The 25032-nt window shown below is 60.0% G+C and carries 28 protein-coding genes; 15 read left to right on the top strand and 13 right to left on the bottom strand.

Features of this window, described 5'->3' with window-relative positions:
• Positions 1-3 precede the first annotated feature (3 nt).
• Positions 4-1683 carry a phosphoethanolamine transferase gene (locus tag AC2YI2_RS05890; RefSeq protein WP_487385509.1) on the top strand — a complete coding sequence of 560 codons (1680 nt, stop codon included), beginning with the start codon at positions 4-6 and terminating at the stop codon, positions 1681-1683.
• A 6-nt stretch (positions 1684-1689) separates the two neighbouring features.
• Here the strand turns inward: AC2YI2_RS05890 and AC2YI2_RS05885 are convergent, their stop codons facing one another.
• Together AC2YI2_RS05885 and AC2YI2_RS05880 are read right to left on the bottom strand one after the other, a co-directional pair.
• On the bottom strand, positions 1690-3126 hold the full coding sequence (locus tag AC2YI2_RS05885; protein ID WP_487385508.1) for a TRAP transporter large permease: 1437 nt from the start codon (positions 3124-3126) through the stop codon (positions 1690-1692).
• 18 nt (positions 3127-3144) lie between these two features.
• Positions 3145-3687, bottom strand: coding sequence for a TRAP transporter small permease subunit (locus AC2YI2_RS05880; protein ID WP_487385507.1), 543 nt, complete (start codon positions 3685-3687; stop codon positions 3145-3147).
• A 235-nt stretch (positions 3688-3922) separates the two neighbouring features.
• Here AC2YI2_RS05880 and trxB point away from each other — a divergent pair, with 235 nt between their 5' ends.
• The 3 genes from trxB to AC2YI2_RS05865 all read left to right on the top strand — a co-directional run bounded on the left by trxB (position 3923) and on the right by AC2YI2_RS05865 (position 8028).
• Positions 3923-4897, top strand: coding sequence for a thioredoxin-disulfide reductase (trxB, locus tag AC2YI2_RS05875; protein ID WP_487385506.1), 975 nt, complete (start codon positions 3923-3925; stop codon positions 4895-4897).
• 60 nt (positions 4898-4957) lie between these two features.
• The gene (locus AC2YI2_RS05870; protein WP_487385505.1) at positions 4958-5854 is read left to right on the top strand and encodes a LysR family transcriptional regulator VtlR; all 897 of its coding nucleotides are present in this window, start codon (positions 4958-4960) and stop codon (positions 5852-5854) included.
• Positions 5855-6414: 560 nt separating this feature from the next.
• Complete coding sequence (locus AC2YI2_RS05865) at positions 6415-8028, top strand: hypothetical protein (RefSeq protein WP_487385504.1); 1614 nt, start codon at positions 6415-6417, stop codon at positions 8026-8028.
• Positions 8029-8064: 36 nt separating this feature from the next.
• Here AC2YI2_RS05865 and AC2YI2_RS05860 read toward each other — a convergent pair whose 3' ends face one another.
• Complete coding sequence (locus AC2YI2_RS05860) at positions 8065-9267, bottom strand: pyridoxal phosphate-dependent aminotransferase (protein WP_487385503.1); 1203 nt, start codon at positions 9265-9267, stop codon at positions 8065-8067.
• Positions 9268-9457: 190 nt separating this feature from the next.
• On the opposite strand from AC2YI2_RS05860, the gene AC2YI2_RS05855 reads away from it, so the two are divergent.
• A complete protein-coding gene (locus tag AC2YI2_RS05855; RefSeq protein ID WP_487385502.1) occupies positions 9458-10387 on the top strand; it encodes an EAL domain-containing protein in 930 nt (309 codons plus the stop codon).
• Between the two features lie 221 nt (positions 10388-10608).
• On the top strand, positions 10609-11745 hold the full coding sequence (locus AC2YI2_RS05850) for a PQQ-dependent sugar dehydrogenase (RefSeq protein ID WP_487385501.1): 1137 nt from the start codon (positions 10609-10611) through the stop codon (positions 11743-11745).
• Here the strand turns inward: AC2YI2_RS05850 and AC2YI2_RS05845 are convergent.
• Positions 11740-12165 (bottom strand): DUF3052 domain-containing protein, encoded by a 426-nt coding sequence (locus AC2YI2_RS05845; RefSeq protein ID WP_487385500.1) that lies wholly within the window; start codon positions 12163-12165, stop codon positions 11740-11742. The genes AC2YI2_RS05850 and AC2YI2_RS05845 overlap by 6 nt on opposite strands.
• On the bottom strand, positions 12162-13211 hold the full coding sequence (locus AC2YI2_RS05840) for a DUF1176 domain-containing protein (RefSeq protein ID WP_487385499.1): 1050 nt from the start codon (positions 13209-13211) through the stop codon (positions 12162-12164). Before AC2YI2_RS05840 ends, AC2YI2_RS05845 begins: the two co-directional genes overlap by 4 nt.
• Before the next feature lie 311 nt (positions 13212-13522).
• Here AC2YI2_RS05840 and AC2YI2_RS05835 point away from each other — a divergent pair, with 311 nt between their 5' ends.
• From AC2YI2_RS05835 to AC2YI2_RS05825, 3 genes are all read left to right on the top strand, one after another.
• On the top strand, positions 13523-14410 hold the full coding sequence (locus tag AC2YI2_RS05835; RefSeq protein WP_487385498.1) for a DMT family transporter: 888 nt from the start codon (positions 13523-13525) through the stop codon (positions 14408-14410).
• A gap of 342 nt (positions 14411-14752) precedes the next feature.
• Positions 14753-14968, top strand: a complete 216-nt coding sequence (locus tag AC2YI2_RS05830) for a cold-shock protein (protein ID WP_449112227.1) — start codon at positions 14753-14755, stop codon at positions 14966-14968.
• A 197-nt stretch (positions 14969-15165) separates the two neighbouring features.
• Positions 15166-15825, top strand: coding sequence for a BA14K family protein (locus tag AC2YI2_RS05825; protein ID WP_487385497.1), 660 nt, complete (start codon positions 15166-15168; stop codon positions 15823-15825).
• Positions 15826-15830: 5 nt separating this feature from the next.
• Here AC2YI2_RS05825 and AC2YI2_RS05820 read toward each other — a convergent pair whose 3' ends face one another.
• Entirely contained in the window at positions 15831-16517 is a 687-nt protein-coding gene (locus AC2YI2_RS05820; protein WP_487385496.1) for an MBL fold metallo-hydrolase, read from the bottom strand.
• Between the two features lie 188 nt (positions 16518-16705).
• Here AC2YI2_RS05820 and AC2YI2_RS05815 point away from each other — a divergent pair, with 188 nt between their 5' ends.
• The gene (locus tag AC2YI2_RS05815) at positions 16706-17068 is read left to right on the top strand and encodes a nuclear transport factor 2 family protein (protein ID WP_487385495.1); all 363 of its coding nucleotides are present in this window, start codon (positions 16706-16708) and stop codon (positions 17066-17068) included.
• Positions 17069-17136: 68 nt separating this feature from the next.
• Here AC2YI2_RS05815 and AC2YI2_RS05810 read toward each other — a convergent pair whose 3' ends face one another.
• Together AC2YI2_RS05810 and AC2YI2_RS05805 are read right to left on the bottom strand one after the other, a co-directional pair.
• Positions 17137-17301 carry a hypothetical protein gene (locus AC2YI2_RS05810; RefSeq protein WP_487385494.1) on the bottom strand — a complete coding sequence of 55 codons (165 nt, stop codon included), beginning with the start codon at positions 17299-17301 and terminating at the stop codon, positions 17137-17139.
• Positions 17302-17620: 319 nt separating this feature from the next.
• Positions 17621-18511, bottom strand: coding sequence for a branched-chain amino acid aminotransferase (locus tag AC2YI2_RS05805; RefSeq protein ID WP_487385493.1), 891 nt, complete (start codon positions 18509-18511; stop codon positions 17621-17623).
• Positions 18512-18791: 280 nt separating this feature from the next.
• Between AC2YI2_RS05805 and AC2YI2_RS05800 the strand changes: the two genes are divergently transcribed.
• The 5 genes from AC2YI2_RS05800 to AC2YI2_RS05780 are packed head-to-tail and all read left to right on the top strand — an operon-like array spanning position 18792 to position 21929.
• Entirely contained in the window at positions 18792-19226 is a 435-nt protein-coding gene (locus AC2YI2_RS05800) for a MarR family winged helix-turn-helix transcriptional regulator (RefSeq protein ID WP_487385859.1), read from the top strand.
• On the top strand, positions 19223-19933 hold the full coding sequence (locus AC2YI2_RS05795; protein ID WP_487385492.1) for a response regulator: 711 nt from the start codon (positions 19223-19225) through the stop codon (positions 19931-19933). Before AC2YI2_RS05800 ends, AC2YI2_RS05795 begins: the two co-directional genes overlap by 4 nt.
• Positions 19930-21312: an ATP-binding protein gene (locus tag AC2YI2_RS05790; protein WP_487385491.1), complete on the top strand. Its 1383-nt coding sequence runs from the start codon at positions 19930-19932 to the stop codon at positions 21310-21312. Before AC2YI2_RS05795 ends, AC2YI2_RS05790 begins: the two co-directional genes overlap by 4 nt.
• Positions 21313-21349: 37 nt before the next feature.
• Positions 21350-21634 carry a type II toxin-antitoxin system RelE/ParE family toxin gene (locus AC2YI2_RS05785; protein ID WP_487385490.1) on the top strand — a complete coding sequence of 95 codons (285 nt, stop codon included), beginning with the start codon at positions 21350-21352 and terminating at the stop codon, positions 21632-21634.
• A 7-nt stretch (positions 21635-21641) separates the two neighbouring features.
• Positions 21642-21929: a HigA family addiction module antitoxin gene (locus tag AC2YI2_RS05780; RefSeq protein ID WP_487385489.1), complete on the top strand. Its 288-nt coding sequence runs from the start codon at positions 21642-21644 to the stop codon at positions 21927-21929.
• A 3-nt stretch (positions 21930-21932) separates the two neighbouring features.
• Here the strand turns inward: AC2YI2_RS05780 and AC2YI2_RS05775 are convergent, their stop codons facing one another.
• The 5 genes from AC2YI2_RS05775 to AC2YI2_RS05755 form a co-directional block, all read right to left on the bottom strand.
• Entirely contained in the window at positions 21933-22505 is a 573-nt protein-coding gene (locus AC2YI2_RS05775) for a protein-tyrosine phosphatase family protein (RefSeq protein ID WP_487385488.1), read from the bottom strand.
• Positions 22506-22569: 64 nt separating this feature from the next.
• The gene (locus AC2YI2_RS05770; RefSeq protein WP_487385487.1) at positions 22570-22911 is read right to left on the bottom strand and encodes a tRNA-binding protein; all 342 of its coding nucleotides are present in this window, start codon (positions 22909-22911) and stop codon (positions 22570-22572) included.
• A 6-nt stretch (positions 22912-22917) separates the two neighbouring features.
• A complete protein-coding gene (gene proC / locus AC2YI2_RS05765) occupies positions 22918-23736 on the bottom strand; it encodes a pyrroline-5-carboxylate reductase (RefSeq protein WP_487385486.1) in 819 nt (272 codons plus the stop codon).
• Positions 23733-24233, bottom strand: a complete 501-nt coding sequence (locus tag AC2YI2_RS05760; protein ID WP_487385485.1) for a type III secretion system chaperone family protein — start codon at positions 24231-24233, stop codon at positions 23733-23735. Before AC2YI2_RS05760 ends, proC begins: the two co-directional genes overlap by 4 nt.
• Positions 24234-24590: 357 nt before the next feature.
• Positions 24591-24851 carry an accessory factor UbiK family protein gene (locus tag AC2YI2_RS05755; RefSeq protein WP_487385484.1) on the bottom strand — a complete coding sequence of 87 codons (261 nt, stop codon included), beginning with the start codon at positions 24849-24851 and terminating at the stop codon, positions 24591-24593.
• Between the last annotated feature and the right edge of the window lie 181 nt (positions 24852-25032).

Below are 25032 nucleotides of genomic sequence, written 5' to 3'. Positions count from 1 at the left end.
TCCATGGCATTGATAGCCGCAGCAACCCACAAGCTCTACCGGAATGTCTACCTGCGCTTCCTCGCGGCGTTCATTGCCGCCTATGGCGTGAGCTACGTGGCCTTGCGGCTGAGCGGCGCACCCAACCGCATCGCCGCGGTCAACGGCCTCTCCTTGCTCATCCTCGCCCTGCCCGTCTGGGGTCTGGCCTTGCTCAGCCGCCGCTATGCGCGCTTCGGTTATATTCTCTATTTCGCCTGGGCGCTCGTCTGGGTCGTGGATTTCTTCGCCGTCGGCTTCACCATGTGGCGTTATGGTCTGCCGATCGAGTCGCCCGTCGTTGTCGAGGCGGTCAGCAACACCAACTACCAGGAAACCAAGGAATATGTCTGGGAGGCAGGAATGCTGATCCTGCCGTTTCTCGTGCTCGTACCCTTGCTTGCCTATGCGCTAATGCGGCTCGCGCGCGGCCTCGGTCGCCATCTTGAGACCGTGAACCCGCCGCGCTGGGTGGCTGTTTTCGTCGGCCTCGTTCTCGTCATCGTTCCCCTCGCCTATCACACGAACCATGTCGTCGCCCGCGCCGACCCTGTGACGCGCTGGGCGAAGTTTGCGCTGGAACTGCGCCAGCAGGAGAAGGATCGTGTCCGGCTCGTCGCTGACCGTGCCGTGGCCGCCCGCGAGGTCCAGAAGTGGCAGCCACGCTATGCCAAGCAGGGTAACCGCACCGTCGTTTTCGTGATTGGCGAGAGCTCGAACCGCAAAAACTGGTCGCTCTTCGGTTACCAGCGCGAGACGACGCCGAAACTCGAAGCGCTCCGCGACAACCTGATCCTCTTCCCCGATACTGTTTCCTCTTTCGGCAGCACTGACATCGAAGTCACCCGAATTCTGACTGGTGCGAGCCACGCCGTCGGCGGCGAGTGGGAGACCGAGCCGGACGTAATCCTCCTCGCCAAGGCAGCCGGCTACAAGGTCTTCTGGCTGTCGAACCAGAACGACTTCTTCCTCAACACCGTCTTCGGTCAGGAAGCCGACTACTTCCAGCTTGTGAACCACGGCCTTGGCCAGCGCAGCGACACCAGCCTCGATGCGACGCTCTTTCCCGAAATCGACAAAGCGCTGGCCGATCCCGCTCCGCTGAAATTCATCGTCGTCCATTCCATTGGGTCGCATCAGCACTACAGCTTGCGCTATCCCGCCGACTTCAATCGCTTCGACAATCTCGATGACGAGGTTTCTGAGGAAATGGCATTGAGATGGAGTGCCTTGAAGACAGCGCGGAACACCTATGACAACACGATCCTATACACCGATTACTTCCTGTCGGAGGTGATCAGCAGGCTCAACAGCGCGAAGGGCACAGATGCGAGCATGCTCTTCGTCTCGGACCACGCACAGGAGGTCGGCCACCTCACCAGCGTCTGGGGGCACAATTTCAAGCTCGAAAGCGGATTTACCGTGCCGATGTTTCTATGGACGAAGGATGCAGCAATGCTGGCCGAGAAGCCGGTACTCGAGAAGCGAGCCTACCAGACCGACGAACTCGACTGGTCGCTTCTGTCGATAATGGGCGTGGCCACCAACCGCCACAAGCCCGAATTCGATCTCTTCGGTCAGGGCTACAAGCCTTGGCAGCGCGTGATCGACGGGCGGCCCTATGTGCCGGGCCGCTCGCATATCACGCTGCCCGCCGGCAGTTGATCCCGCTCACTGGCCAAGCGGCGGCAGCTCCACGCCTGGCAGCCCGCCGTCTGTGTCATTTCCAAGCGTCGGCAGGTCGATCTTGATCTCGATTGAGTTCGGATCAACCTTCGGACCGCTGTCGATCCAGTAGGTCACCGATTCCGGCCAGAAGATCACCACCGCGACCAGTATCAACTGCAAACCCACCCACGGCAGCGCACCGAGATAGATGTCCCTGGTCTTGACCGAAGGTGGTGCGATGCCGCGCAGGTAGAAGAGCGCGAAGCCGAAGGGCGGATGCATGAAGCTCGTCTGCATATTGACGCAGATCAGCACGCCGAACCAGACGAGGTCGATTCCCATCGCATGCGCGACGGGCGCCAGCATGGGCACGATGATGAAGGCGATCTCGAAGAAATCGAGGAAGAACGCCAGGATGAAGATGAAGATGTTGACGAAGATCAGGAATCCGATCACACCGCCCGGCAGGCCCGACAGCAGATGCTCGATCCAGCGGCCACCATCCATGCCCTGGAAGACGAGGCTGAACACCGTCGAACCAATCAGGATGAAGACGACCATCGATGTTATGCGCATCGTCGACTCCATGCCCTGGCGAAGCAACGGCCAGGTGAGGCGACGGTTGATCGCGGCCAGGACCATCGCTCCCACGACGCCCATTGCACCTGCCGCCGTCGGGCTCGCGATACCGGTCAAGATCGTGCCGAGAACGAGGAAGATCAGGACGATCGACGGGATCATACCCATCAGGATCGTCATGATGAGTTTCGAATCAAGTTCGCCGCGCGCCTCTTTGGGCAGCGGCGGCATCAACTTCGGACGGAAGATGGCGATGATGGCGACATATGCGATGAAGATCGCGACTTGCAGCAGTGACGGGCCGATTGCGCCGGCATACATGTCGCCGACGGAGCGGCCGAGCTGGTCAGCCAGCACGATGAGCACCAGCGACGGCGGAATGAGCTGCGTGATCGTGCCCGACGCTGCAATCACACCGGTCGCGAGCTTCATGTCATAACCGTAGCGCTGCATGATCGGCAGCGAGATCATGCCCATGGTGATGACCGACGCCGCCACGGTGCCGGTGATCGCGCCCAGAATTGCCCCAACGAAGATCACGGCAAAGGCGAGACCGCCGGGGATGCCGCCGAAGAGCTTGCCGGTACCCTCCAGCAGGTCCTCCGCCAGACCACATCGTTCGAGGATGGCGCCCATGAAGGTGAAGAACGGGATCGCGAGTAGAAGGTCGTTGGAGATGATGCCGTAAAAGCGAAACGGCAGGTTCTCAAGAAACGCCTCGGTGAAATGGCCGGTCATGATGCCGACAATGCCGAAGAACAGGCCCACGGCTGCCAGCGAGAAAGCCACCGGGAAGCCGTACAGCATGAAGATGACCATGCCGATGAACATCAGCGGCGGGATGATACCGAAATCAAACATGAAATTCTCCCAACCGGCTTACTGCAGCGGCTTTTCGTAGGTGGTGTCGATCTTTACGACGCCCATCAGACCCGCGATGCGCTTGATGAGTTCGGAGATGCCCTGCAGGAACAGGAAGCCAAAGCCCACGACGAGGAGCAGCTTGACGGGCCAGCGGATCAGGCCGCTGGCATTGGGAGACATCTCTCCACCGACATAGGAGCTCACGAAGAAGGGCCAGCAGGCGATGGTGAAATAGAGACAGACCGGCAGCAGGAAGAAGATCATGCCGATCGTGTCGATCCAGAGCCTCGTCCTGTCGCTGACCGCGCCATAGATCAGGTCGACCCGAACATGCTCGTTCATCTTGAGCGTGTAAGAGGCACCGAGCAGGACGATCCCGCCGAACATGTACCATTGGATTTCAAGCCAGGCATTGGACGTGAGCGAGGGCCAGAAATAGGCCACGATGGCATTGCCGGCGGAGATCAGCGAGCAAAACAGGACAAGATAGTCAGCGATTTTGCCAAGCACTTTTGAAAAGGCGTCGATGACGCCGCTCAAGGATAAGAGAGCCTGCATGTCTCCTCCATTTCGATCCGCGGGCGGTCTGTTGTTGTTCTGCGGAGATTCCCCGATCCAACGCTTTAGCGGAGAAAGTACCCTGAGGAAAGCATGTGAGACTCTTCTAATCCGGGGAAAAGGTCGTACTTGACACGAGCGTGAAGTGCCCCGCCCTTGAATATCCATGCGTTGAGGTCATAGATAAGCATGAGTTATGCAGTGGCCGCGCCACCGCACCATTAGGGATTTCGATATGTCTGCTCGTCACACCAAAGTCCTGATCATCGGATCGGGGCCGGCCGGCTATACGGCGGCGATCTATGCCGCACGCGCCATGCTCCAGCCCGTCCTCATCGCCGGCCTCGAACAGGGTGGCCAGCTGATGATCACGACCGATGTCGAGAACTATCCTGGCTATGCCGATCCGATCCAGGGCCCGTGGCTGATGGAGCAGATGCTGGGCCAGGCCAAGCATGTCGGTGCCGAAATCATCAACGATATTGTGACCAAGGTCGACCTGTCGCACCGCCCCTTCCACGTCACGACCGATTCCGGCCAGGAATGGATTGCCGATACGGTTGTCATTTCCACTGGCGCCAAGGCGAAGTGGCTGGGCATCGAGTCGGAGAAGGCCTATCAGGGCTTCGGCGTCTCGGCCTGCGCTACCTGCGACGGCTTCTTCTATCGCAACAAGGACGTGATCGTGGTCGGCGGCGGCAACTCCGCTGTCGAGGAAGCGCTCTATCTTTCGAACATCGCCAAGACCGTGACCGTCATCCATCGCCGTGACAGTTTCCGTGCCGAGAAGATCCTGCAGGAACGCCTGTTCGCCAAGGATAATGTGAAGATCGAATGGTTCAGCGAGATCTCAGAGATTACAGGTGAGCAGTTGCATCCGCCGATGCCCGCTTCGGTCACCGGCGTCAAGATCCGCAATACCCGCACCGGAGAGATCACCGAGCGCGCGATCGACGGCCTGTTCGTCGCCATCGGCCACGCACCGGCGACCGAGCTCTTCGCCGACCATCTCAGGATGAAGCCGAATGGCTATCTCTGGACCGCGCCGGATTCCACGGCAACCAACATCCCGGGCGTCTTTGCCGCGGGCGACGTCACCGACGACATCTTCCGCCAGGCGATCACGGCGGCCGGCATGGGCTGCATGGCCGCGCTCGAGGCCGAGCGTTTCCTGGCCGGACATCTGCACATCGCCGAAGCCGCGGAATAATCCGCGGCCGGCACGAGCCGCGGGGGAACATCGCGGCCGATACCAAGGGGAACTGGGGCGATGGCGCTCGACTGGGATAAATTGCGCATATTTCATGCGGCGGCGGAGGCTGGCTCCTTCACACATGCCGCCGATAAGCTGCACCTGTCTCAATCAGCGATCAGCCGCCAGGTCTCGGCGCTGGAAGCCGATATCAACACCAAACTGTTCCATCGCCACGCCCGCGGCCTGATCCTGACCGAACAGGGCGAGCTTCTCTATCGCACCGCGCATGAGGTGCTGATGAAGCTCGAAATGGTCAAGATGCAGTTGACCGAGACCACCGAAAAGCCGACAGGCCGGCTGCGCATCACCACCACCGTCGGCCTCGGACAGGGCTGGCTGACCGACAAGGTGCAGGAATTCCTGGCACTCTATCCGGAAATGCAGGTGCAGCTCATCCTCGACAACGAGGAGCTCGACGTCAACATGCGCCACGCCGACTGCGCCATCCGGCTCCGCGAGCCGCAGCAGTCCGACCTCATCCAGCGCAAGCTCTTCACCGTCCATATGCATGTCTATGCAGCGCCGTCCTATATCAGCCGCTATGGTGAGCCGCTGACTCTCGAAGAGCTCGACAACCACCGCATCATCTCCTTCGGCGAGCCTGCGCCGAACTACCTCCTCGACGTGAACTGGCTGGAAACCGCTGCCCGTCCCGACGACGATCCGCGCGTGCCGGTGCTGCAGATCAACAGCCTGACTTCGATCAAGCGTGCCTGCTTGCTGGGCATCGGCATCGCGATGCTGCCGGATTATATCGTCGGACGCGACCCTGGCTTGGTGCAACTCGTCACAAATGCCGATGTGCCCTCCTTCGATACCTATTTCTGCTATCCCGCAGAAATGAAGAACGCAGCCAAATTGAAGGTCTTCCGCGACTTCATCGTCGCCAAGGCGCGCAACTGGAATTTCTGACGCATTGCCCGTTGCCTGAGCGTGTGGGCCCGCTTTGGGGGCTCATTCATCGTGCTTCAAGCATCCAAACCCGCTTATATGACAGATTCAAAAATGTTATTTTTTACGAGGCGTTAGCTAAGGCGATGCGGAATTTGACAATAATTCAGCATTTTTGGGTACTTAGCCCAGCGTTCAAATAACCATGCGTCGCGCGCATATCTGGCATGCGTCGCGCACCATTGTGCCGTGCACAAGAAACGACCATATCGCCTGTAGTTGATGCACATGGCGGTTTTCCTCCCAGTGCCGCCGCATCAGCTGTTCCCCTCTGGAGGTTAATTACCTTCACAACTATAAAGGGCCCAGCTATTGCTGTGGCCCTCTTTTTTTTGCCTGCATTTCAGCCGCCGACATTGCGCAACTCTCACCCGGCTGAAACTTTCCATTGGAATTTCCAGGGAATTTCCGATTAATTTTTGCTATTCTGTAATATTGCCAGAATATCTTTTGCTTCTTCGTCGTTAAGCTGACAAGAAGGCGAAGTTCGCGAAACTCCGCCGTGCGAAGCGGAGGTTGCCATGGCTTACACCGGCGGCAAGGAAAAGCGGGTCAATACCGCAACAGCAGGCAATCAGTCAGATCCAGAGATAACTACGCTCGACGATGGCGGCTGGATCGTCAGTTGGACATCTTATGGGCAGGACGGCTCGAGCGGCGGCATCTATCAGCAGCGCTACAATGCCAATGGGACCAGATCGGGCGTCGAGACGCAGGTGCCAACGACGACCGGCAACAGTCAGTTTCAGCCCCATATCGCGTCATTGACGGATGGGGGTTGGGTGGTGAGTTGGAGCACGAATACCGGCGATCCCAGTACCGACCCGGAGATCAGGCTGCAGGCCTACAATGCCGATGGCACCAAACAGGGCGTCGAGATGCAGGCCAACACCACGTCGCTTGGCGCACAGTCGACGTCCTCACTCACCGGCCTCACAACCGGCGGCTGGGTGGTCACCTGGCAGGGCGAAGACGACGACCCGGGCGATGGCAACAGCAAATTCGACATCTATCAGCAGGTTTATAGCGCGAATGGCGACAAGGTGGGCGGCGAGACGCTGGTCAACACCTTCGCGACCGCCGACCAGTTCGCCTCCAGCGTCACCGCGCACGCCAACGGCCGGTGGGCGGTTACCTGGTGCTCCTATGGCCACGCCGGCGACACGAGCGGCATCTATGCACAGATCTATAACGCCAACGGCAGCAAGTCGGGCAGCGAGTTCCACGTCAACACCTACACACCCGGAAACCAGTATGATCCAGAGATCACCACGCTGGCGAATGGCGATTTCCTCGTCACATGGGAAAGCCAGAATCAGGATGGTAGCGGCTACGGCATCTACCAACAGCGTTTCGACGCCGATGGCACGGTGGACGGTGTCGAAAGGCGGGTCAACAAGACGACAACCAGCGACCAGGACGCGGTCGACGTCACTGGGCTTTCCACCGGCGGCTATGTGGTCACCTGGCAATCCGAAAACCAGGACGGCAACGGCTACGGCATCTTTGGCCAAGTCTACGATGCGTCCGGTCTAAAGGTCGGCAAGGAACTGCTGATCAACAAGCATACCAACAGCGAACAGTGGGAGCCATCGGTTGCGGCGCTCGACAACGGCAAGTTCGTCGTGACCTGGCAGAGCTTCGACACCGACGGCGACGGCAGCGCAATCATGCAGCGCGTTTTCACCGACGCCGGCAAGAAACTCGCGGCCGACAAGCTGACCCTCGATGTTCGCCCTGTCATCGAAGGCAACGGCAAGGACAACACCCTGACCGGCCAGGATATCGGCGAGAAGTTCTACGGAAAAGGTGGCAACGACACGATCAACGGCAAGGGTGGCAACGACCTGCTTGACGGCGGCAAGGGCGACGATCTTCTGATCGGCGCCGATGGCAAGGATGTGTTCGTGTTCAAGACCGGCTATGGCGGCGACACGATCCGCGGCTTCTTCGACGGCGACCGCATCGATCTGCGCGGCTTGCAAGGTATCGACAGTTTCGACGACCTGGTGACCAATCATATCTCGCAGGTTGGCGCCGACGCCCGCATCGAGGGGCCGGATGGCGACGTCCTCTACATCCGCCACGCGCTGGTCGGAACGCTGGACGAAACGGACTTCCTCTTCGTCGCGTAAGATGCTGGGGCGGGTGCTACCCGCCCCGATTTCTCTTTAACGGCAGGCGGCGCAGAAGCGCTGGATGCGACGGCATGCCTCTTCAAGCAATGTCTCCGACGTCGCATAGGAAATGCGGAAATTCGGGCCGAGGCCGAAGGCGGAGCCGTGCACGACCGCCACGCCTTCGCTTTCGAGCAGTTCGGAGACGAAATCCTCATCCGTCTCGATGACCTTGCCCGAAGGCGCGGTTTTGCCGATCAGGCCTTCGCAGGACGGGTAGACGTAGAAGGCGCCTTCCGGCGTCGGGCACTTAAGGCCTTTGGCCTGGTTGAGCATCGAGACGACGAGATCGCGGCGGCCCTGGAAAACCTTCTTGTTCTTCTCGATGAAATCCTGCGGCCCTTCGAGCGCCTCGAGTGCCGCCCACTGGGCGATCGAATTGGTGCCCGACGTCTGCTGACCCTGAATCATGTCCATGGCCTTGATGAGCGCCAACGGACCTGCCGCATAGCCGATACGCCAGCCGGTCATCGCATAGGCCTTCGAGACACCGTTCATCGTCAGCGTCCGATCATAAAGCTTCGGCTCGACTTCGGCCGGTGTCGTGAACTTGAAGTCGTCGAAGGTCAGATGCTCATACATGTCATCCGTCAGGATCCAGACCTGCGGATATTTCACCAGCACGTCGGTCAGCGCCTTGAGCTCTTCAAGCGTATAGGCGGCACCCGTGGGGTTGGACGGCGAGTTGAAGATCAGCCACTTGGTCTTTGGCGTGATCGCCTTTTCGAGATCGGCCGGCTGCAGCTTGAACTGGCTTTCGGTCGTCGTCGGCACGAAGACCGGCGTGCCGCCGCAAAGCGCCACCATCTCCGGATAGGACACCCAGTAGGGCGCGGGCACGATGACCTCGTCACCTGCGTTCAACGTTGCCATGAAGGCGTTGAACAGGATCTGCTTGCCGCCGGTCCCGACGATCACCTGATTGGCGGTATAGTCGAGATTGTTCTCGCGCTTGAATTTCCTGGCAATCGCTTCACGCAGTTCGATGATGCCCGCCACGGCGGTGTATTTCGTCTCGCCGCGATCGATCGCATCGACCGCTGCTTTCTTGATATTGTCGGGCGTGTCGAAATCCGGCTCGCCGGCGCCGAGGCTGATGATGTCCCGACCCTTGGCCTTCAATTCGCGGGCTTTCTGCGAGACGGCGATGGTTGCAGAGGGCTTCACGCGGGAAAGAGCGTCGGCGAGGAAGGCCATTATCAGGTTCCTTATCAGGGATGTTGTTTGAGGCGGTGGCTTTATAGGAGATGGCACCGCATCGATCAAGAAAGGATTGCGCCCGTAAAAACCGCCGCAAAGGCGAAGAATCTCGGGTTTCGCTTAAGCGGGAGGTAATGAATTCCGATGTAACCTTACCGGGTATGGCAGGATTTCTGCGGAAGGCACAATGGCGAGCATCTTTTCAAATCTCCGGCGAGACGACGACGAAGCCTGGGTGGCGGACTACGGTACCTATACGCTCCACTCCGCGCTGCAGCCGATTTTCAGCCAGGATGACGAGGGCACGCTGGCGCTCCAGGCCTTCGAAGGCCTGATCCGACCGAAACGAAACGGCGAACTGGTGCGCCCCGGCGAGTTTTTCTCGAGCATCGCACCACAGGACCGCGCCAAGGTCGACAGCCTTTGCCGCTCACTCCACATCTTCAACACCGGCGCGCTCAACCGCCGCCATGCCAAACTCTTTGTCAACTTCCATCCGGGTCTCTTCGTGACCGACATGGCGATCCGTCGCGAAGTCGAGATCATCAAGCTCGCCGCGATCGAGGCCGGTATGACTCCGGAACGCATCGCCTGCGAGATCACGCAGAAGGAAAACGACTCCTCCGACATGCTCTCGCTGTTCGTCGAGGAACTGCGCCGCCACGGTTTCCGCATCGCGATCGACGAATATGGCGCGGAAGAACGCGACATTGCCCGTCTCAATCTGCTGAAGCCCGACTACGTGAAGTTCGAAGCGGATTGGGTCAAGGAGTTCCTCGAGAATTCCGCCGGCTCTGCGCTGCTGCGCGTCATGGTCAACCAGTTCCGCGAAAAGGGGATCCTGGCGATCTTCGAAGGCCTCGAAGACCTGCGCCAGGTCGACATGTGCCACAATCTCGAGGTTCCACTGCTGCAGGGCTACGCCCTCGCCAGGCCGGAGCTCGCGCCGACCCATTTCAACGCCGACTTCCCGGAAAGCGATCAGCCGATCCGCAACGACGTGCGGCCAAAGGTCGAACTCGAGCGCTACGATCCGTCGCTGCATCTGCCGCGCGCGAGCGCGCCGACCTTTGGCGGTGGCCGCAAGGTGGCCGCTTTCGGCAAACGCACGGGCTGACCAAAGCCCCTTCACCGGCTTGACATCATGATCCGGCCGCATCCGAGATCTTGAGGAAGCGCCCGACGGTGCGCTTCTTGCCGTGACGGACGACGATAACGGTCTTTTGATCAGGTCTCGCGGATGGAGGTGCCTTTTTCCGCCGCCCAAGTCGAGCACTGACGCGTTATGGCCTCACTTGGCTGGGAGTCTCTTCCCGGTCCGAATGAGGAGAACCGATAATGCCGACATTCTCGAAACTGATGTTCCCTGCTCTCGCTGCCGTTCTCGCCTGCGGCACGGCCCAGGCGGATGAATTCGCGACGCAAAAGGTCAAGGTAAAGATCGAGGCCGTCGCGTCGGGCCTGGAATTCCCCTGGGCCATCGAGGTTTTGCCGGATGGCGCCTATATCGTCACCGAGCGACCCGGGCGCCTGCGCATCGTCAGGGACGGCAAGCTATCCGAACCGATCGAGGGCGTGCCCGAAGTCGCCGTGCGCGGCCAGGGCGGCTTGCTCGATGTGGCGCTGAGCCCCGATTTCGCCAGGGACCGCACGATCTTCATGACCGCCGCACTTGCCTATGATGGCGGTGCCGGAACCGCCGTTATCAAGGCAAAGCTATCGGAGGACGAACGCTCTCTGGGCGACGTGCAGACGATCTTCAGGATGAAGAAGATCGGCACAACCGGCCGGCATTTCGGTTCGCGCATCGCCTTCGGCACTGATGGCAAGCTCTACTTCGCGATCGGCGACCGCGGCGACATGAAGCGTGGCCAGGATTTCATGGATCACGCAGCAAGCATCATGCGGATCAACACCGACGGCTCGGTGCCCGACGACAATCCCTTCGCAGATGGCAAGCAGGCGCTGCCGGAAATTTTCTCCAAAGGCCATCGCAACGCCCAGGGCCTGGTGCTAGATCCGGTGACCAGAGGCATCATCACCGCCGAGCATGGCGCGCAGGGCGGTGACGAGATCAACCTGCCGAAGGCCGGTCTCAACTACGGCTGGGCGACCATCACATTCGGCAAGAACTACGACGGCCGAAAGATCGGCGTCGGCACGTCCTCCCCCGGTCTCGAACAGCCAGCCTTCTATTGGGATCCGTCGATCGCACCGGGTGCATTGGTCGTCTATCAGGGCAAAATGTTCCCCGAATGGAAGGACGACATCTTCACGACCTCTCTCAAATTCGGCCTGATCTCGCGCATCGATCGCGACGAGAGCGGCAAATTCGGTGAGGAGGAACGCTTCCTCGATGCCGACTATGGCCGCCTGCGCGACATCATCGTCGCCCCCGACGGTGCGCTCCTGGTGACCACGGATGACCCCGACGGCCAGGTCCTGAGGATCAGTCGTGCGGACAATGCCTCATAGGGCTGCCCGCAACTCCTTGCGGAACATGAACTTGAGCCCGGACCAGGTCTCGTCCATCGCGGCAACCTTCACATCGACGAGGCCGGTCGCCAGGAAGATGTCGCGCAGCACATCCTCGGTGATGTCGGTCTTCACTTTCGAGGCCTTCTTGGGCCAGGAGAACCAGACCATGCCATCCGGCTTGAGCGACGCGCGGATACCAGACTCCATAGCTTGAAGCCTGCCGCGATCCGTCTCGAACACATGAGCATAGTCGAACACGCGTTCGACAGGCGACGGCAGCGCGTGCTCCACACTCGCGTAGCCAGGAAACCCCGAGATCTCTGGCAGCGCATCCGGCACGCCGATCAGCAGCGCCTGCATTCCGTCCTTGAGGCCGAGCTTTTTGATGAGCGGCGTCCCGGAATAGCCTGCGCTCATTTCTCGGCCTTCCAGACGAGCGGGAATTTCGTCGGATCGTTGTCGCCTTCGTCACAATCGGGCTTGTTGCGCATTTCCAGAAGCGACAGCCTGTCGCCCCGCTCATCGAACTGCCACTTCATATACTCGCCGCAATCGCCGATCCCACGGCCGCGGAAGAAGGACGTCAGGGTTTTGGTCACCGGATCGAAGTCGATGTTCATCGCGACCGTCATCGCCGTTGGCTTGCCTTCGTCCATATAAGGGAAGGAAATCCGCTCAACCACTTCGTTCATCACATAGAGCGCATAGGGCTGGTTATAGGCGCCACCCGTGGCACAGGGCACGCCGATGAGCCGGATTGATCCGATGGCCACGTCGAAACCCTCGAATTGCTTGATCCTCTCGGGCGGAAGATCGGAGCAGGCACCGCCGGAGTCGGTGAAATCCTTTCTCACGATCTCGGGCATGTCCTCGAGCGTCAGGATATCCTTTGCCGTCCCATCCCTCGGCAGTTTCTTGTCGCCCTTCGCCTCAAGCGCATCGACACGGTCAAGCCTACCCTGCGCTTCGTCGAGATAGAGCATGGCGCCTTTGACACCATCAAGCTTGACCGGGAGCATCTGGCTGCCGGCCTTGCCGGTTACCGTGCCGTCGGCAGTCTTGCCACTCTCCATCGCATCCAGCAACGCCAGTACTTTGGCCTGGTTGGAATAGAAGTAGACGTCGCTATGCTCTTCCTGCGTGAGGTCCTTGGCGGCAATCCGGAGCAGTTCTCTGCCGTCGACGGTGAAGCGATAGGTCACCGTCGGATCCGCATCGGGCGAGAAATCCGGCGCAGTGCTCAGGCGAAGGTCGACCGGAGCATTCGGTGCCCCCTTTCGCTGGAAGCTGACATATTGCAGGCCCTTTGCATTCAAATCCCAGAAGCCCATCTTACAGGTGAGCCCATTGGAGCATTCCGCATTCCAGTCGCCGACCTGTTTCGAAACCCAGGCCTGTGCTGTCTGCCCCGGCAGCCAGGCAGCCGCAAACGCTGCGGCGAGAACGAAGTTGCGCAAATTCATATCGTCTCCAAAATGTCGATGGTATCGTCAACCGTTTTCGTGTCGGCGGTCAATGACGTGCAGCACTGCCGGCTTTATTCTCACGGTGATGACAGATCCCTTCGCTATTCTTCTGCGATATCCTTGGCCGTCATCGCCAGCGCGGATGCCGCGCCGAGCAGCAACGACACGCGGCAGGCAGCGGCAGACAGGCTTCCTGTTTGCATCGTCCACTCCAAATTCGACAACCGTGCAATTTGGCAATTGCAAAGGTGCGGCCAACTGCCTATCCCTAACGAAACGCCATCGAAATCTCCGGTATCATTGCAGCTATGACGCGCATCCAGGCCAATCTTATTCTGTTGCTGACCGCAGCAATTTGGGGCGCTGCCTTCGTCAGCCAGAATCTCGCAATGAAGAGCATGGGGCCGCTGTGGTTTGTCGGCATTCGCTTCTTCATCGGCTTTCTCGTCGTCCTGCCCTTCGCCATCCGCGAAAACGGCAGGGCCAAGACACCTCTCGACGGCCGAGCAATCGCCGCCTATGGCCTGTGCGGCGTCGCCCTGCTCGCGGGCGCCATCACCCAACAGATCGGCATGCTGACAGCCACGGTTACCAATGCCAGTTTCCTGACCGGCCTTTACGTCATCATCGTGCCGGTGTTGAGCGTGATCATTCTCCGCCGCCTGCCGCACTGGATCGTCTGGCCTGCCGCACTGATGGCGCTGGCCGGCATCTTCTACCTCGCCGGCGGCAAGCTGTCGGCGCTGGTGGTCGGCGATTTCTGGATCATCCTCTGCGCATTCTGCTTCGGCACGCAGGTGCTTTTGGTCGGCATGTTCATGGCAGGCAGCGACCGGCCTCTCGCCCTCTCCGCCGTCCAGTTTCTCGTGACGGGCGCGGCCGCTCTCCTGATCGCCGCCTTGATCGAACCCACTAGCTGGGCTGGCATCGTCGAGGCGGCGCCCCATCTGCTCTATTCCGGAATCGTCTCCTCGGGCATCGCCTACACTTTGCAGGTGGTGGGCCAGCGCTGGACCACGGCACCGCAAGCAGCAATCTTTCTCGCGAGCGAGTCATTGTTCGGCGCATTCTTCGGTGCCGTGATCCTCGGCGAACGCATCCCTTTACTTGGGTATTTTGGCTGCGCACTTATCTTCCTGGCAATGTTACTGGTCGAAATCGTACCGGAATTTACAAAGAAGCGCCGCACGGCGTGACTTTCTGAAGAGATCGAGCCAAACTCTCAGCAAGTCTTGCCTACTATTAACGCAAATTGCCCTGAGGCGCCGAAAATGGACAATTTTCGGCGCGCAAAGAAACTTTCGCTTGCCAAAATTCACCAAAACAATCACCTTACTTGCGTTCGGGCAATTGCGAACAACGGGAAGAACCTAGAGAACAGCGTGCCGGAGGCGCAATACGCTCCGGGTGGCGAGTGTCGGTCAAACGTCTTGAGCCACGATAGACAGGACTTTCCTTATCGAAATCTGCCTGCTGACGCCTGAAAAGGCTTGGACGATGCTGTCTGTTCGACAGCACAGATAAGGATGGGTACAGCAATGGCCGATACCGGCACCGTGAAGTTCTTCAACGCCGACAAAGGTTTTGGTTTCATCAAACCCGATAAGGGCGGTTCCGACATTTTCGTTCACATTACCGCGGTCCAGGCATCGGGCCTGACGGGTTTGACCGAAAACCAGAAAGTGACCTACGACACCGAGCCGGATCGTCGTGGCAAGGGTCCAAAGGCAGTTAACCTGCACGTCACCGGCTAAGATATTCTGCCGTCAGGCACCTGACGCCGCCCCGGCTTCTGCCGGAGGGCGGCGTTTTGCCTTTGTGGTTGGCATTCGCGAACCGCCTGCCACAAACATGCCGTCTTTCATTCAGCCAGCATTCATCGCGGCGGCAATAGCGTTTCCAGCAAGTGAAGCCCCGGATGTCTCGGGGTCGGTAGCAGGGAGCGCCATCCATGAACAGGGTTGCCAAGGCCGTCATTCTTTCCATCGCGGCACTGACGACAGTCGCCTCGACCGTCGAATTCGCATCCGCCGGCGATCGCCACTGGCGCAGGCACCATGCCGTGAAGCCATGGAAGAAGCGCGTCTTCGTTACCGGTGTCACGGCGGGCATCGTCGCCGGTGCAGTCATCGCGACCCGGCCGCGTGTCGTCTATCGTGAAGAACCCGTCATCGTCGACCAGGCACCGATCTATGATCAAGAGACGATCTACGACGACGACGCGGTCTATGCAGACCCGGACGAGAACGACGAGGTCGGCATCTATCGCGACGATGCGCCGGAGGCCGAAGAATATGCCGCACCGCGCTATCAGGATGGCGACGCGCAGGCCTATGACGAGGATCAGATCGTCGGAACCGAGAACAACTATTTTCCCGACCGTCCTGAGCCACTCGTCGAGCGCAAGACCAAGACCATCGACCGAAAGCCGGCAACTGTCGCCAAGCAGCCGAGGAAGGTCGACACCGTCAAAGAGGCGAATGCCGCCGGTCTGAAGCCTTGGACCAAGGAATGGAAGGAATGGTGCGCGGGCCGCTTCGCGTCCTTCAACCCGCAGAACGGCACATATCTCGCCTATGACCAGAAGCGCCGCTTCTGCAAAGCGGGCTGAGTGTCCTAAGGCCGGGACAAACTCCCGGCCTTTTGTCGTGAGAGTCCGCGGAGAAACGGATTGGAGCGCCGCTCGTCGCCGATCCGGCTACCCGGGCCATGGCCGCAGATGAAGCCGACATCGTCGCCCAACGGCAGCACCTTGGTTCGGATCGACTCCAGAAGCTGATCGTGATTGCCGCCCGGCAAGTCGGTACGGCCGATCGAGCCGTTGAACAGCACATCGCCGAGATGGGCAAAGTTCTGCTCGCGATTGAAATAGATGACATGTCCCGGCGCGTGGCCGGGTGTGTGGTAGACTTCAAACACATGGCCGCCGAAGGTCACGGTCTCCCCTTCTTCCAGGAAGCGATCCGGCACCATGTTGCGCACCTTCATGTCGCTGGCGCCGAAGCGTGCGGCACTCGCTTCGATGTTCTGCAGAAGCGGCAGGTCGTCCTTGTGCGGGCCGATGATGGGAATTCCAAGCGCTTCCTTTAGGTCGAGCGCTCCCCCAGCGTGATCGAGATGACCGTGAGTCAGCCAGATCTCCTTGAGTCGGATGTCGTTCTCCTTGAGCGTCGGGAGAATGACCTCCTCGACATCGCCACCGGGATCGACAATCACGCCTTCCATCGTGTCCGGGTCGAACAGAATTGTGCAATTCTGCTGGAAGGGCGTCACGGGAATGATCCCGGCTTGAAGCTTGGCCATATCAGCTCCTGATTTCCGCAGCATGTCTCCCGAAAGTGGACACCGGTTTCGGGACAAAGACATGCGTCATCAAAGTGTCAGGCGGGATATAGGCCGGCAGTGTGGCTTTGTCATTACCCGGGAGGTAATTGAGATCATTCCCTCCACTCGCAATCATGGCCCCGTCAACAAGACGAAAGGAAACGACCATGACCACCGCGAACGAAATCGCCGAGAACTATATCGCGACCTGGAACGAGACAGATGCGGACGCGCGCGCGGCGCTCATCGCCCGTTATTGGAGCGAAGCGCCACGCTACGTCGACCCACTGATGTCGGCGTCGGATGCCCACGAACTCTCTGGAATGATCGGTGCCGTGCACGACCGCTTTCCGGGATTCCGTTTCAAGCTGATCAACCAGCCGGGTGGTCATAGCGACTATGTCCGCTTCGCCTGGGGTCTCGGTCCCGAAGGTCAGGAGACCGTGATTGAAGGCAGCGACATCGTCGAGACCAGGAGCGGCAGGATAGATCGTGTCGTGGGCTTTCTCGACAAAATACCGGCAGCCTGACGGTTGCCGGGAGTTGGTGCTGAAACTGTAATCTCAAGCATGCTGCTTCCATCTGGAAACAAGCCGCTTCAGCCTTCCTGGAAGCTCGCGACTTCCATCGAATTGATCGGCGACGCGCCAAGGCTCGCGGTCGTCACGAGCAGGGCCGCGACGGAAAGGCTGAAGGCAGCAACCAGCATCACGACCGGGCGGAGCTGTTTGGCGGCAGAATTCTCTTGAGCGAGCGTAGTCATCGGAAGTCCCTCTTGGTCGGCGTTAGCAGCCGTTGCAAACTCGACGTCCTTATCGTCCGGTTTGTTCGCCAATGCTGTAACCGAAGTTACAGTTTCCTCGCCGATGCAATAAAAGTGACGAGAAATTCGGTTGCCGGGCTGCCAGTCGTCTGATGCAGACCATATAATGTCGGATATGTTTCAGCCAAACGTCGGGCCATCCGCTTGGATGTTACAATTGGCGCGGCAATGCCGCTTCACCTCCGGGGTAGCCGTAATGCGGCACCCAAAACAAAGAAGCGGCCCGCAGGCCGCTTCCGAAGGCTTTGTGGCGAAAAAGTCACTCCGCGGCTTGCGCCGCTGCGGGGTACACTTCCTTCGTATAGTCGTTCATCAGCGTCTCGCAGATCGTCGAGGGCGTGAAACGATAGGGGCCGATCTCCGAGACCGGCGTCACCTCGGCGGCCGAGCCGGTGAGGAAGCATTCAGTGAACTCGGTCAGCTCTTCCGGCATGATCGCCCGCTCGATCACCTGGATACCGCGGCGCTTGGCAAGCTCGATCACCGTCTGTCGAGTGATACCGTTGAGGAAGCAATCCGGATCCGGCGTGTGGATGACGCCGTCCTTGACGAAGAAGATGTTTGCGCCGGTCGCCTCGGCCACACGGCCGCGGTAATCGAGCATCATCGCATCGGCATAGCCCTTGGCCTCAGCCGCGTGCTTGGAAATGGTGCAGATCATGTAGAGGCCGGCGGCCTTCGCCTTCGACGGAGCAGTCTTCGGATCCGGGCGGCGATACTCCGCCATGTCGAGCTTGATGCCCTTGAGCTTCTCGGCCGGGTTGAAATAGCTGCCCCACTGCCAGATGGCGATCGCGACGTTGATCTTGTTGTTCTGGGCGGAAACACCCATCATTTCCGAGCCGCGCCAGGCGATCGGCCGGACATAGGCATCGCTGAAGCCCTGGCGCTTCAGAAGCTCGATCGTCGCTGCATCCAATTCGGCCACCGTATAAGGGATCTTGAAGCCCATGAGTTCGGCGGAATCATGCAGGCGCTGGTTATGCTCGGTGAGCTTGAAAACCCGTCCGCCATAGGCGCGCTCGCCTTCGAACACGGCGCTCGCATAGTGCAGGCCATGGGTCAGCACATGGATCTTGGCGTCCTTCCACGGAACGTACTCGCCGTTCATCCAGATCTGGCCGTCTAGCTGGTCAAAAGGAACTGCCATGTCATACCTCCGCGGCGCCGTCCAAAGCGTCATTCTTCAAGGGGTGTGTCTACCCATCCATCGGTCCGCGATTGATGTCGAAGAAAGGGACAGGGGCTTGAGGAAAAAGCCGCGATCAGGGCCGGCGATCGTCTCTGTCCTCCAAGTGGGTTTTACGCTAACAGTGGGCTGAATTTATGTCAACGAAGCTGACTTATCGCGCAGACCGCGCGGCGGAATTGCGGGTGAGATGGACAAGCGCGTGAAAAATGGTGGTGAAATCGATATCGTCAGGGCGCCGATGACCGGCGACGGCATCGACTTCGAAATCATCGAACTCTTGTTCTTTGCCTATCGCGACTTCATCTCCGATCCCGATGCAATCCTCGAAAAGAAGGAGTTCGGCCGCGCGCATCACCGCGTCGTGCACTTCGTCAATCGCAATCCCGGCATGACGGTCGCCGACCTGCTCGACACGCTGAAAATCACCAAGCAATCTCTCGCCCGCGTGCTGAAGCAATTGATCGACTCAGGCTATATTGCGCAGGTCGAGGGAACCGAGGATCGCCGTCAGCGGCATCTCTTTCCGACAGCCGCCGGACGCCAACTGGCGCTCGACCTCGCAAGGCCGCAATCGCGCCGTATTGGCCGTGCATTCGGCAAGGCAGGACTGGAGATGCGCGAAGACGTGGTGCGCTTCCTCTCCGGAATGCGCGACAAGGGAGGTGAGCAATGAGCGAACAGGCGGTGATGCCCGACGACGCGCCGCATCTCCTGATCGTCGACGACGACACGCGTATCCGCGAACTGCTGCAGAAATTCCTCACCGGCAAAGGTTTTCGCGTCACGGTCGCCGCCGATGCGGCCGAAGCCCGCCGCAAGCTCGAAGGTCTCGATTTCGACCTCCTCGTGCTCGACGTGATGATGCCTGGCGAAACCGGCATGGCCCTCACCCAGTCGCTCAAGAAAGTGCGCGACGTTCCCGTCATTCTGCTGACTGCACGCGCCGAAGCGGAGTCGCGTATCGCGGGCCTTGAAGCCGGCGCCGACGACTATCTCGCCAAGCCATTCGATCCGCGCGAACTGGTGCTTCGGATCAACAACATCCTCAAACGTGCCACCAATCCGGGCCGACCGAAGATCGACCAGCTCATCTTCGGCCCCTACACCTTCTCGCTCGTCAAGCGAGAGCTCCGCAGGGGCTCCCAACTCGTCGGCCTCACCGGGCGTGAACAGGACATCATGATGATCTTCGCCGCCAATGCCGGCCAGACCATCGCCCGCCACGAGCTCGCCGGCACCGGTGCCGATGTCGGCGAGCGGACGATCGACGTGCAGATCAACCGCCTGCGCCGCAAGATCGAGGACGATCCCGGCAATCCCGTCTGGCTGCAGACGGTGCGCGGCATCGGCTACAAGCTTTCGCTGGACCAAAGCGGATGACCACCGACACGGACATCGCCCCACCTTCGATCGACGAGCCCCGGCCCAGCCCGCTCGCCGGCATCGGGCGGTTCTTCCGGCGCAACCTGCCGCGCGGCCTCTTCGCCCGATCGATCCTGATTATCGTGATCCCGATGCTCATCCTGCAGACGGTGCTGGTCTTCGTTTTCATGGAGCGGCATTGGCAGATGGTGACGAGCCGGCTCTCCGCCGCCGTGACGAGGGACATCGCCTCGGTGATCGACCTGCTCGACAAGATGCCGGACCAGCAGGACGAGATCATCCGCATCGCCGAGGAGCGGATGGGCCTCACGGTCAAGGTCCTGCCGGGCACCAAGCTGCCGCCGCGAAAGCCCGTGCCGTTCTTCTCGATCATCGACCGGATGCTGTCGCGCCAGATCAATACCCAGATCAGCCGCCCTTTCTGGATCGATTCGACAGCCGGCCCGAAGGAGGTCGAGGTCCGGATCGCAATCGATGGCGGTCGCATCCTCAGCGTCATCACCCGCCGCGACCGGACATCGGCTTCCAACAGCCATATCTTCCTGATCTGGATGTTCGGCACCTCGCTGGTGTTGCTCATCATCTCGATCCTCTTCTTGCGCGGCCAGATCCGGCCGATCCTGTCGCTTGCACGCGCCGCCGAGAGTTTCGGCAAGGGCCAGAAACCGGTCGAGACCTATCGTCCGCGCGGCGCGGTCGAAGTCCGCAAGGCCGGTCTTGCCTTCATGCAAATGCGAGAGCGCATCGAGCGCCAGATCGAGCAGCGCACGGCGATGCTGTCGGGCGTCAGCCATGACCTCCGCACCATCCTGACCCGCTTCCGCCTTCAGCTCGCCATCGCCGAGGACAAGAAGGATCTCGAAAGCCTCAACCGCGACGTCGACGACATGAATGCAATGCTCGACGGCTATCTCGACTTCGCCCGTGGCGAGAGCGAGGAAGCCGAAGGCCAGCTGGATCTCGTGGCCCTCCTGCGGCAATTGGAAGAGACCGCCGAACTCCACGGCAAGTCCCTGACTTCGACCATCGACGGTCCGACACGCGTGAAGGTGCGCCCCAACTCCTTCACCCGCCTCATCACCAACCTCGCCGCCAATGCCTGGCGCCATGGCAACAATGTGAAGATCGAGGCTCGCAGTTCCGGCCGCTTCCTGACCGTCACCGTCGACGACGACGGCCCCGGCATTCCGGCCGAGATGCGCGAGGAGGTCTTCAAGCCCTTCTTCCGCCTCGACGAAGCCCGCAATCTCGACGCGTCAGGCACGGGCCTCGGCCTCGCCATCGCCCGCGACATAGCCCGCAGCCACGGCGGTGACGTGACGCTGGCGGAGAGCCAGATGGGTGGACTGAGGGCGACGGTGCGCGTGCCGGTGTGATGCTTGACGTCACGCGTCATTCGCTTAGAATGCCGCCATGATCCAAAGCTACAGGGACAAGCGGACGGAGGCTTTTTCACGAGGAGATTTCGTTCGCGAGTTCCAGGGTTTTGCGAAACAGGCATACAAGCGGCTCGAAATCCTCAATGCAGCGACCAGCCTGGACGAACTTCGGCAACTTCCAAGCAATCGATTGGAAGCACTGCGCGGAGATCGCAACGGGCAGTTCAGCATCCGGATCAATGAGCAATACCGGTTATGTTTCGTCTGGCAGAACGATGAGCACGGACCGAACAATGTTGAAATTGTCGACTATCATTAGGTGATCCATGAATATGCGGCCAGCGATACATCCGGGAGAAATCCTGAGCGACGAACTGCAGGAGATCGGCGTCTCGGCTGCCGAACTCGCCCGTCAGATCGACGTGCCTGCGAACCGGGTCAGCCAGATTATCAATGGCAAGCGCAGCATTACTGGCGACACGGCGCTGCGGCTTGGCCACTGGTTCGGAACATCGGCACAGTTCTGGCTGAATTTGCAGACCAGTTACGAACTGCGACTGGCTGAACAGCAAGCTGGTGAAGCCATTGCCAAGCTTCCGAAGCGCGTCGCCTAACCCCTACCGCCCATAAACTTCCTGTGGCACGAGCTCAAAGAACCGTCGCTTCTTGTTGAACCGATCCCACGCCAGTATCCGCCGCGGATAGCGTTCGCGCATCGCATCAAGCGGCTTGAGCAGCGCGCCGTCGCGCTCCCATTTGCGGTCGAGGACTTCGATGATACGGCGGTTCGGCCAGGGCTTGTTGACGATGGACAAGAACGCGCCGAAGGCTTCGTTCTCCATGCCCCTGCCCGCGCGATGCGCGATCATCGCGTAACAAAATGCCGTCGAGCGTGAAACACCGGCGTGGCAATGAACGAGGATCCGTGAGTGCGGGCTCTCGATCGCCGGACGAACCGTCTCGAACAGGCTTTCGATGATCTCGGGGAAGTGGCTGGTGACTTCGGCGGTTTCCTGGTCGCGCAGGCGTGCCACAATATGCTCGGCGCCACGGATTGCAGGCACATGCTCGGGCCCAATCGCAGGGTCGATCAGAGAGATAACGTGGGTCGCACCCCATTCTTCAGCGACGATCGCCGCCTTCGGCAGGCATGAAACGCGAAAGCGCTCATGGACCCCTGAGAGTGGCATGTCATAGTTCCCCCGCATCATTGCTCCTTATCGAAGATTGGGACCGAAACTGGGAGAAAATGAGTCAGAGAAGCTTCCTGCCATCAGGAACGGGCAAGCCCGGCTGGGCCAGAACGACAGCGCCACTGGCATCCTCGAAGCCGAGCGTCAGCACCTCGGAACGGAATGGCCCGATTTGCCGTGGCGGGAAATTGACGACGCCCAAAACCTGCCGCCCGACCAGGGACTCCGGCGTGTAGTGCACCGTAATCTGCGCCGAGGATTTCTTGACGCCGATCTCCGGACCGAAATCGATCACCAGCTTGATCGCCGGCTTGCGCGCTTCCGGAAAGGGAGAGGCCTCGACGACCGTGCCGACGCGGATATCGACCCGCTCGAAGTCGGCATAGGTGATCTGTTCTGACATGATGGATTATCCTGCGAGTTCCTGCGCCCGGTCGCGGGCCGCCTTGATCGCCCTGTCGAAAAGCGGCTGCATGCCGTCCTCGGCCATCAGCACCTCGAGTGCCGCAGCGGTCGTGCCACCGGGCGAGGTCACGTTCTTCCGCAACTGCGCAGCCTCATCGGGCGACTGGTGAAGCAATTCACCAGCGCCCGACACGGTTGCCCTCGCAAGACGCATGGCGAGGTCCGCCGGCAGACCGAGCTTTCGGCCTGCCTCTGCCATGCACTCGGCGAGATGGAAAACATAAGCCGGACCGGAACCGGAAACGGCGGTCACGGCATCGATGAGCGCCTCGGTCTCAACCCATTCGACCGGGCCGGAGACTTCGAGGAGCGAATGAACGAGCTTGCGCTGGGCATCCGAAACCAAGCCGTTGGCGAACGCGCCTGTAACGCCGCGGCCGATCATCGCCGGCGTGTTCGGCATAGCGCGCACCATCGGCGCTTTGCCAAGATGCTCTTCGAGGAAGGAAAGCGTTTTCCCCGCAGCGATCGAAACGACGATTGTATCCTTGCCGATCAGCGCCCTATAGGCTGGCAGGACCTTGTCCATCACTTGCGGCTTCACCGCGACGAAGATCACGCCAGCGGTCACGCCTTCGGGCGCAGCGGCGGCAAACTGAATACCGCCCTCGCTGAGCCGTGCCTTCATCGCTTGCGGCGGATTGGGATCGGCGGCGATGATCGAGCTTCCCGCGATCCCATTCCTGACCCATCCCGTTGCCATCGCGCCGCCCATATTGCCGGCACCGATGAGGATGATGGGCCCCGAAAGCGTAAGGCTCATGCTTCCCCCACGGTTTCGAACATCACCGCGCTAACCGCGGATTGCGCATCCATGCCCGACCAGACGACGAACTGGAACGCCTGGTAGTAGGCCTCGCAGGCTTCGAGCGCGGACGACAAGAGCACCTCGACCTGACGGCCCGTGGGCTCGACGCCGCCCGAAAGCAGCAGCGACTGGCGGAAGATGACGATGTCGGCATTCTGCCAGACATCGAAATGCCCGAGCAGCACCTCGCCATTGATATGAGCGATCAGCTTGATCACCTCGACGATGCGGTTGTCAGGGATCTTGAGATCGAAGGCGCAAGAGAGATGAACCGCCTCGAACTCCTCCATCCAGGCGAAGGAGACGCGGTAGTCGGCCCACTTGCCTTCTACCGTCAATGCCAACTCATCGTCGGCAGAGCGCTCGAACGACCAGTCGTTCGTGTCAGCCACGAATTCGATGAGATCGACGGGATTGGAGAGACGTTCGGTCTTCAGGTCATAAAGGCTCATGCGGCACCTAATTACAGAGTCCTAGCCACATCGCGCCGGGGAACAGACCAACGCGACCGGAGAACACCGGAAACTCAATGGAATGATCCGCGAACCGATAAACCTAACCTAGGCCACCTAGCCTGCCCGGAACTTACGCGTCCGCTTCGAATCATCTTGTAAAATCAGTGTATAACGGGGGAGTCCTGAAACCAGTCCCGCGCTCGCAAAAAGCTGGTGATGACTATTTCGGGCGCATCAGAAATTGATTCAAATTTAATGCTTAACTGACTCTCGAATATGGTTTTTTCGACTCTCGGCGCAGCCCGAAAAAAATCAGGGCCGCTCTTCGGCGGCCCTGTGGATAACCTCGTGGGGTCAGGATTTGAGTGAAGCTATCCTTGCTTCCAGCTCGGCAATCCGCGCGGAAAGCGCGTCATTCTCCTCGCGAGCCTTGATCGCCATCTCTCGCACTGCCTCGAATTCCTCGCGCTTGACGATGTCCATCGAGTTCAGCCAGCGCTCGGCCTGCGACTTGAAGGCGGTCTCGACCTCCTTGCCCACGCCTTGCACGGCTCCCGCCGCATCGGTCATCAGCTTGGCGAAGTCGTCGAGGATGCGATTGGGACCCTGGTTCATGGGACGTGCCTCCAGAAAGATTAAGCTGGATTGGAGGTAGGATGCCGGCCCCTGCGATGCAAGGAAAAAGCCCGCCACGCGGCAAATTCGCAGCCGATCCGCACCACCGCACCGTCTGTGCGGATGAAAACTTCATGCTATAAGCCGGCAACCCGAAACCGAATCCGGACAGTCCGTTGAT

It is taken from the genome of Rhizobium sp. SRI_017 (assembly GCF_057586295.1).
Note: the sequence above shows the minus strand (reverse complement) of the source record. Positions and strands in the feature narration are given on the sequence as shown.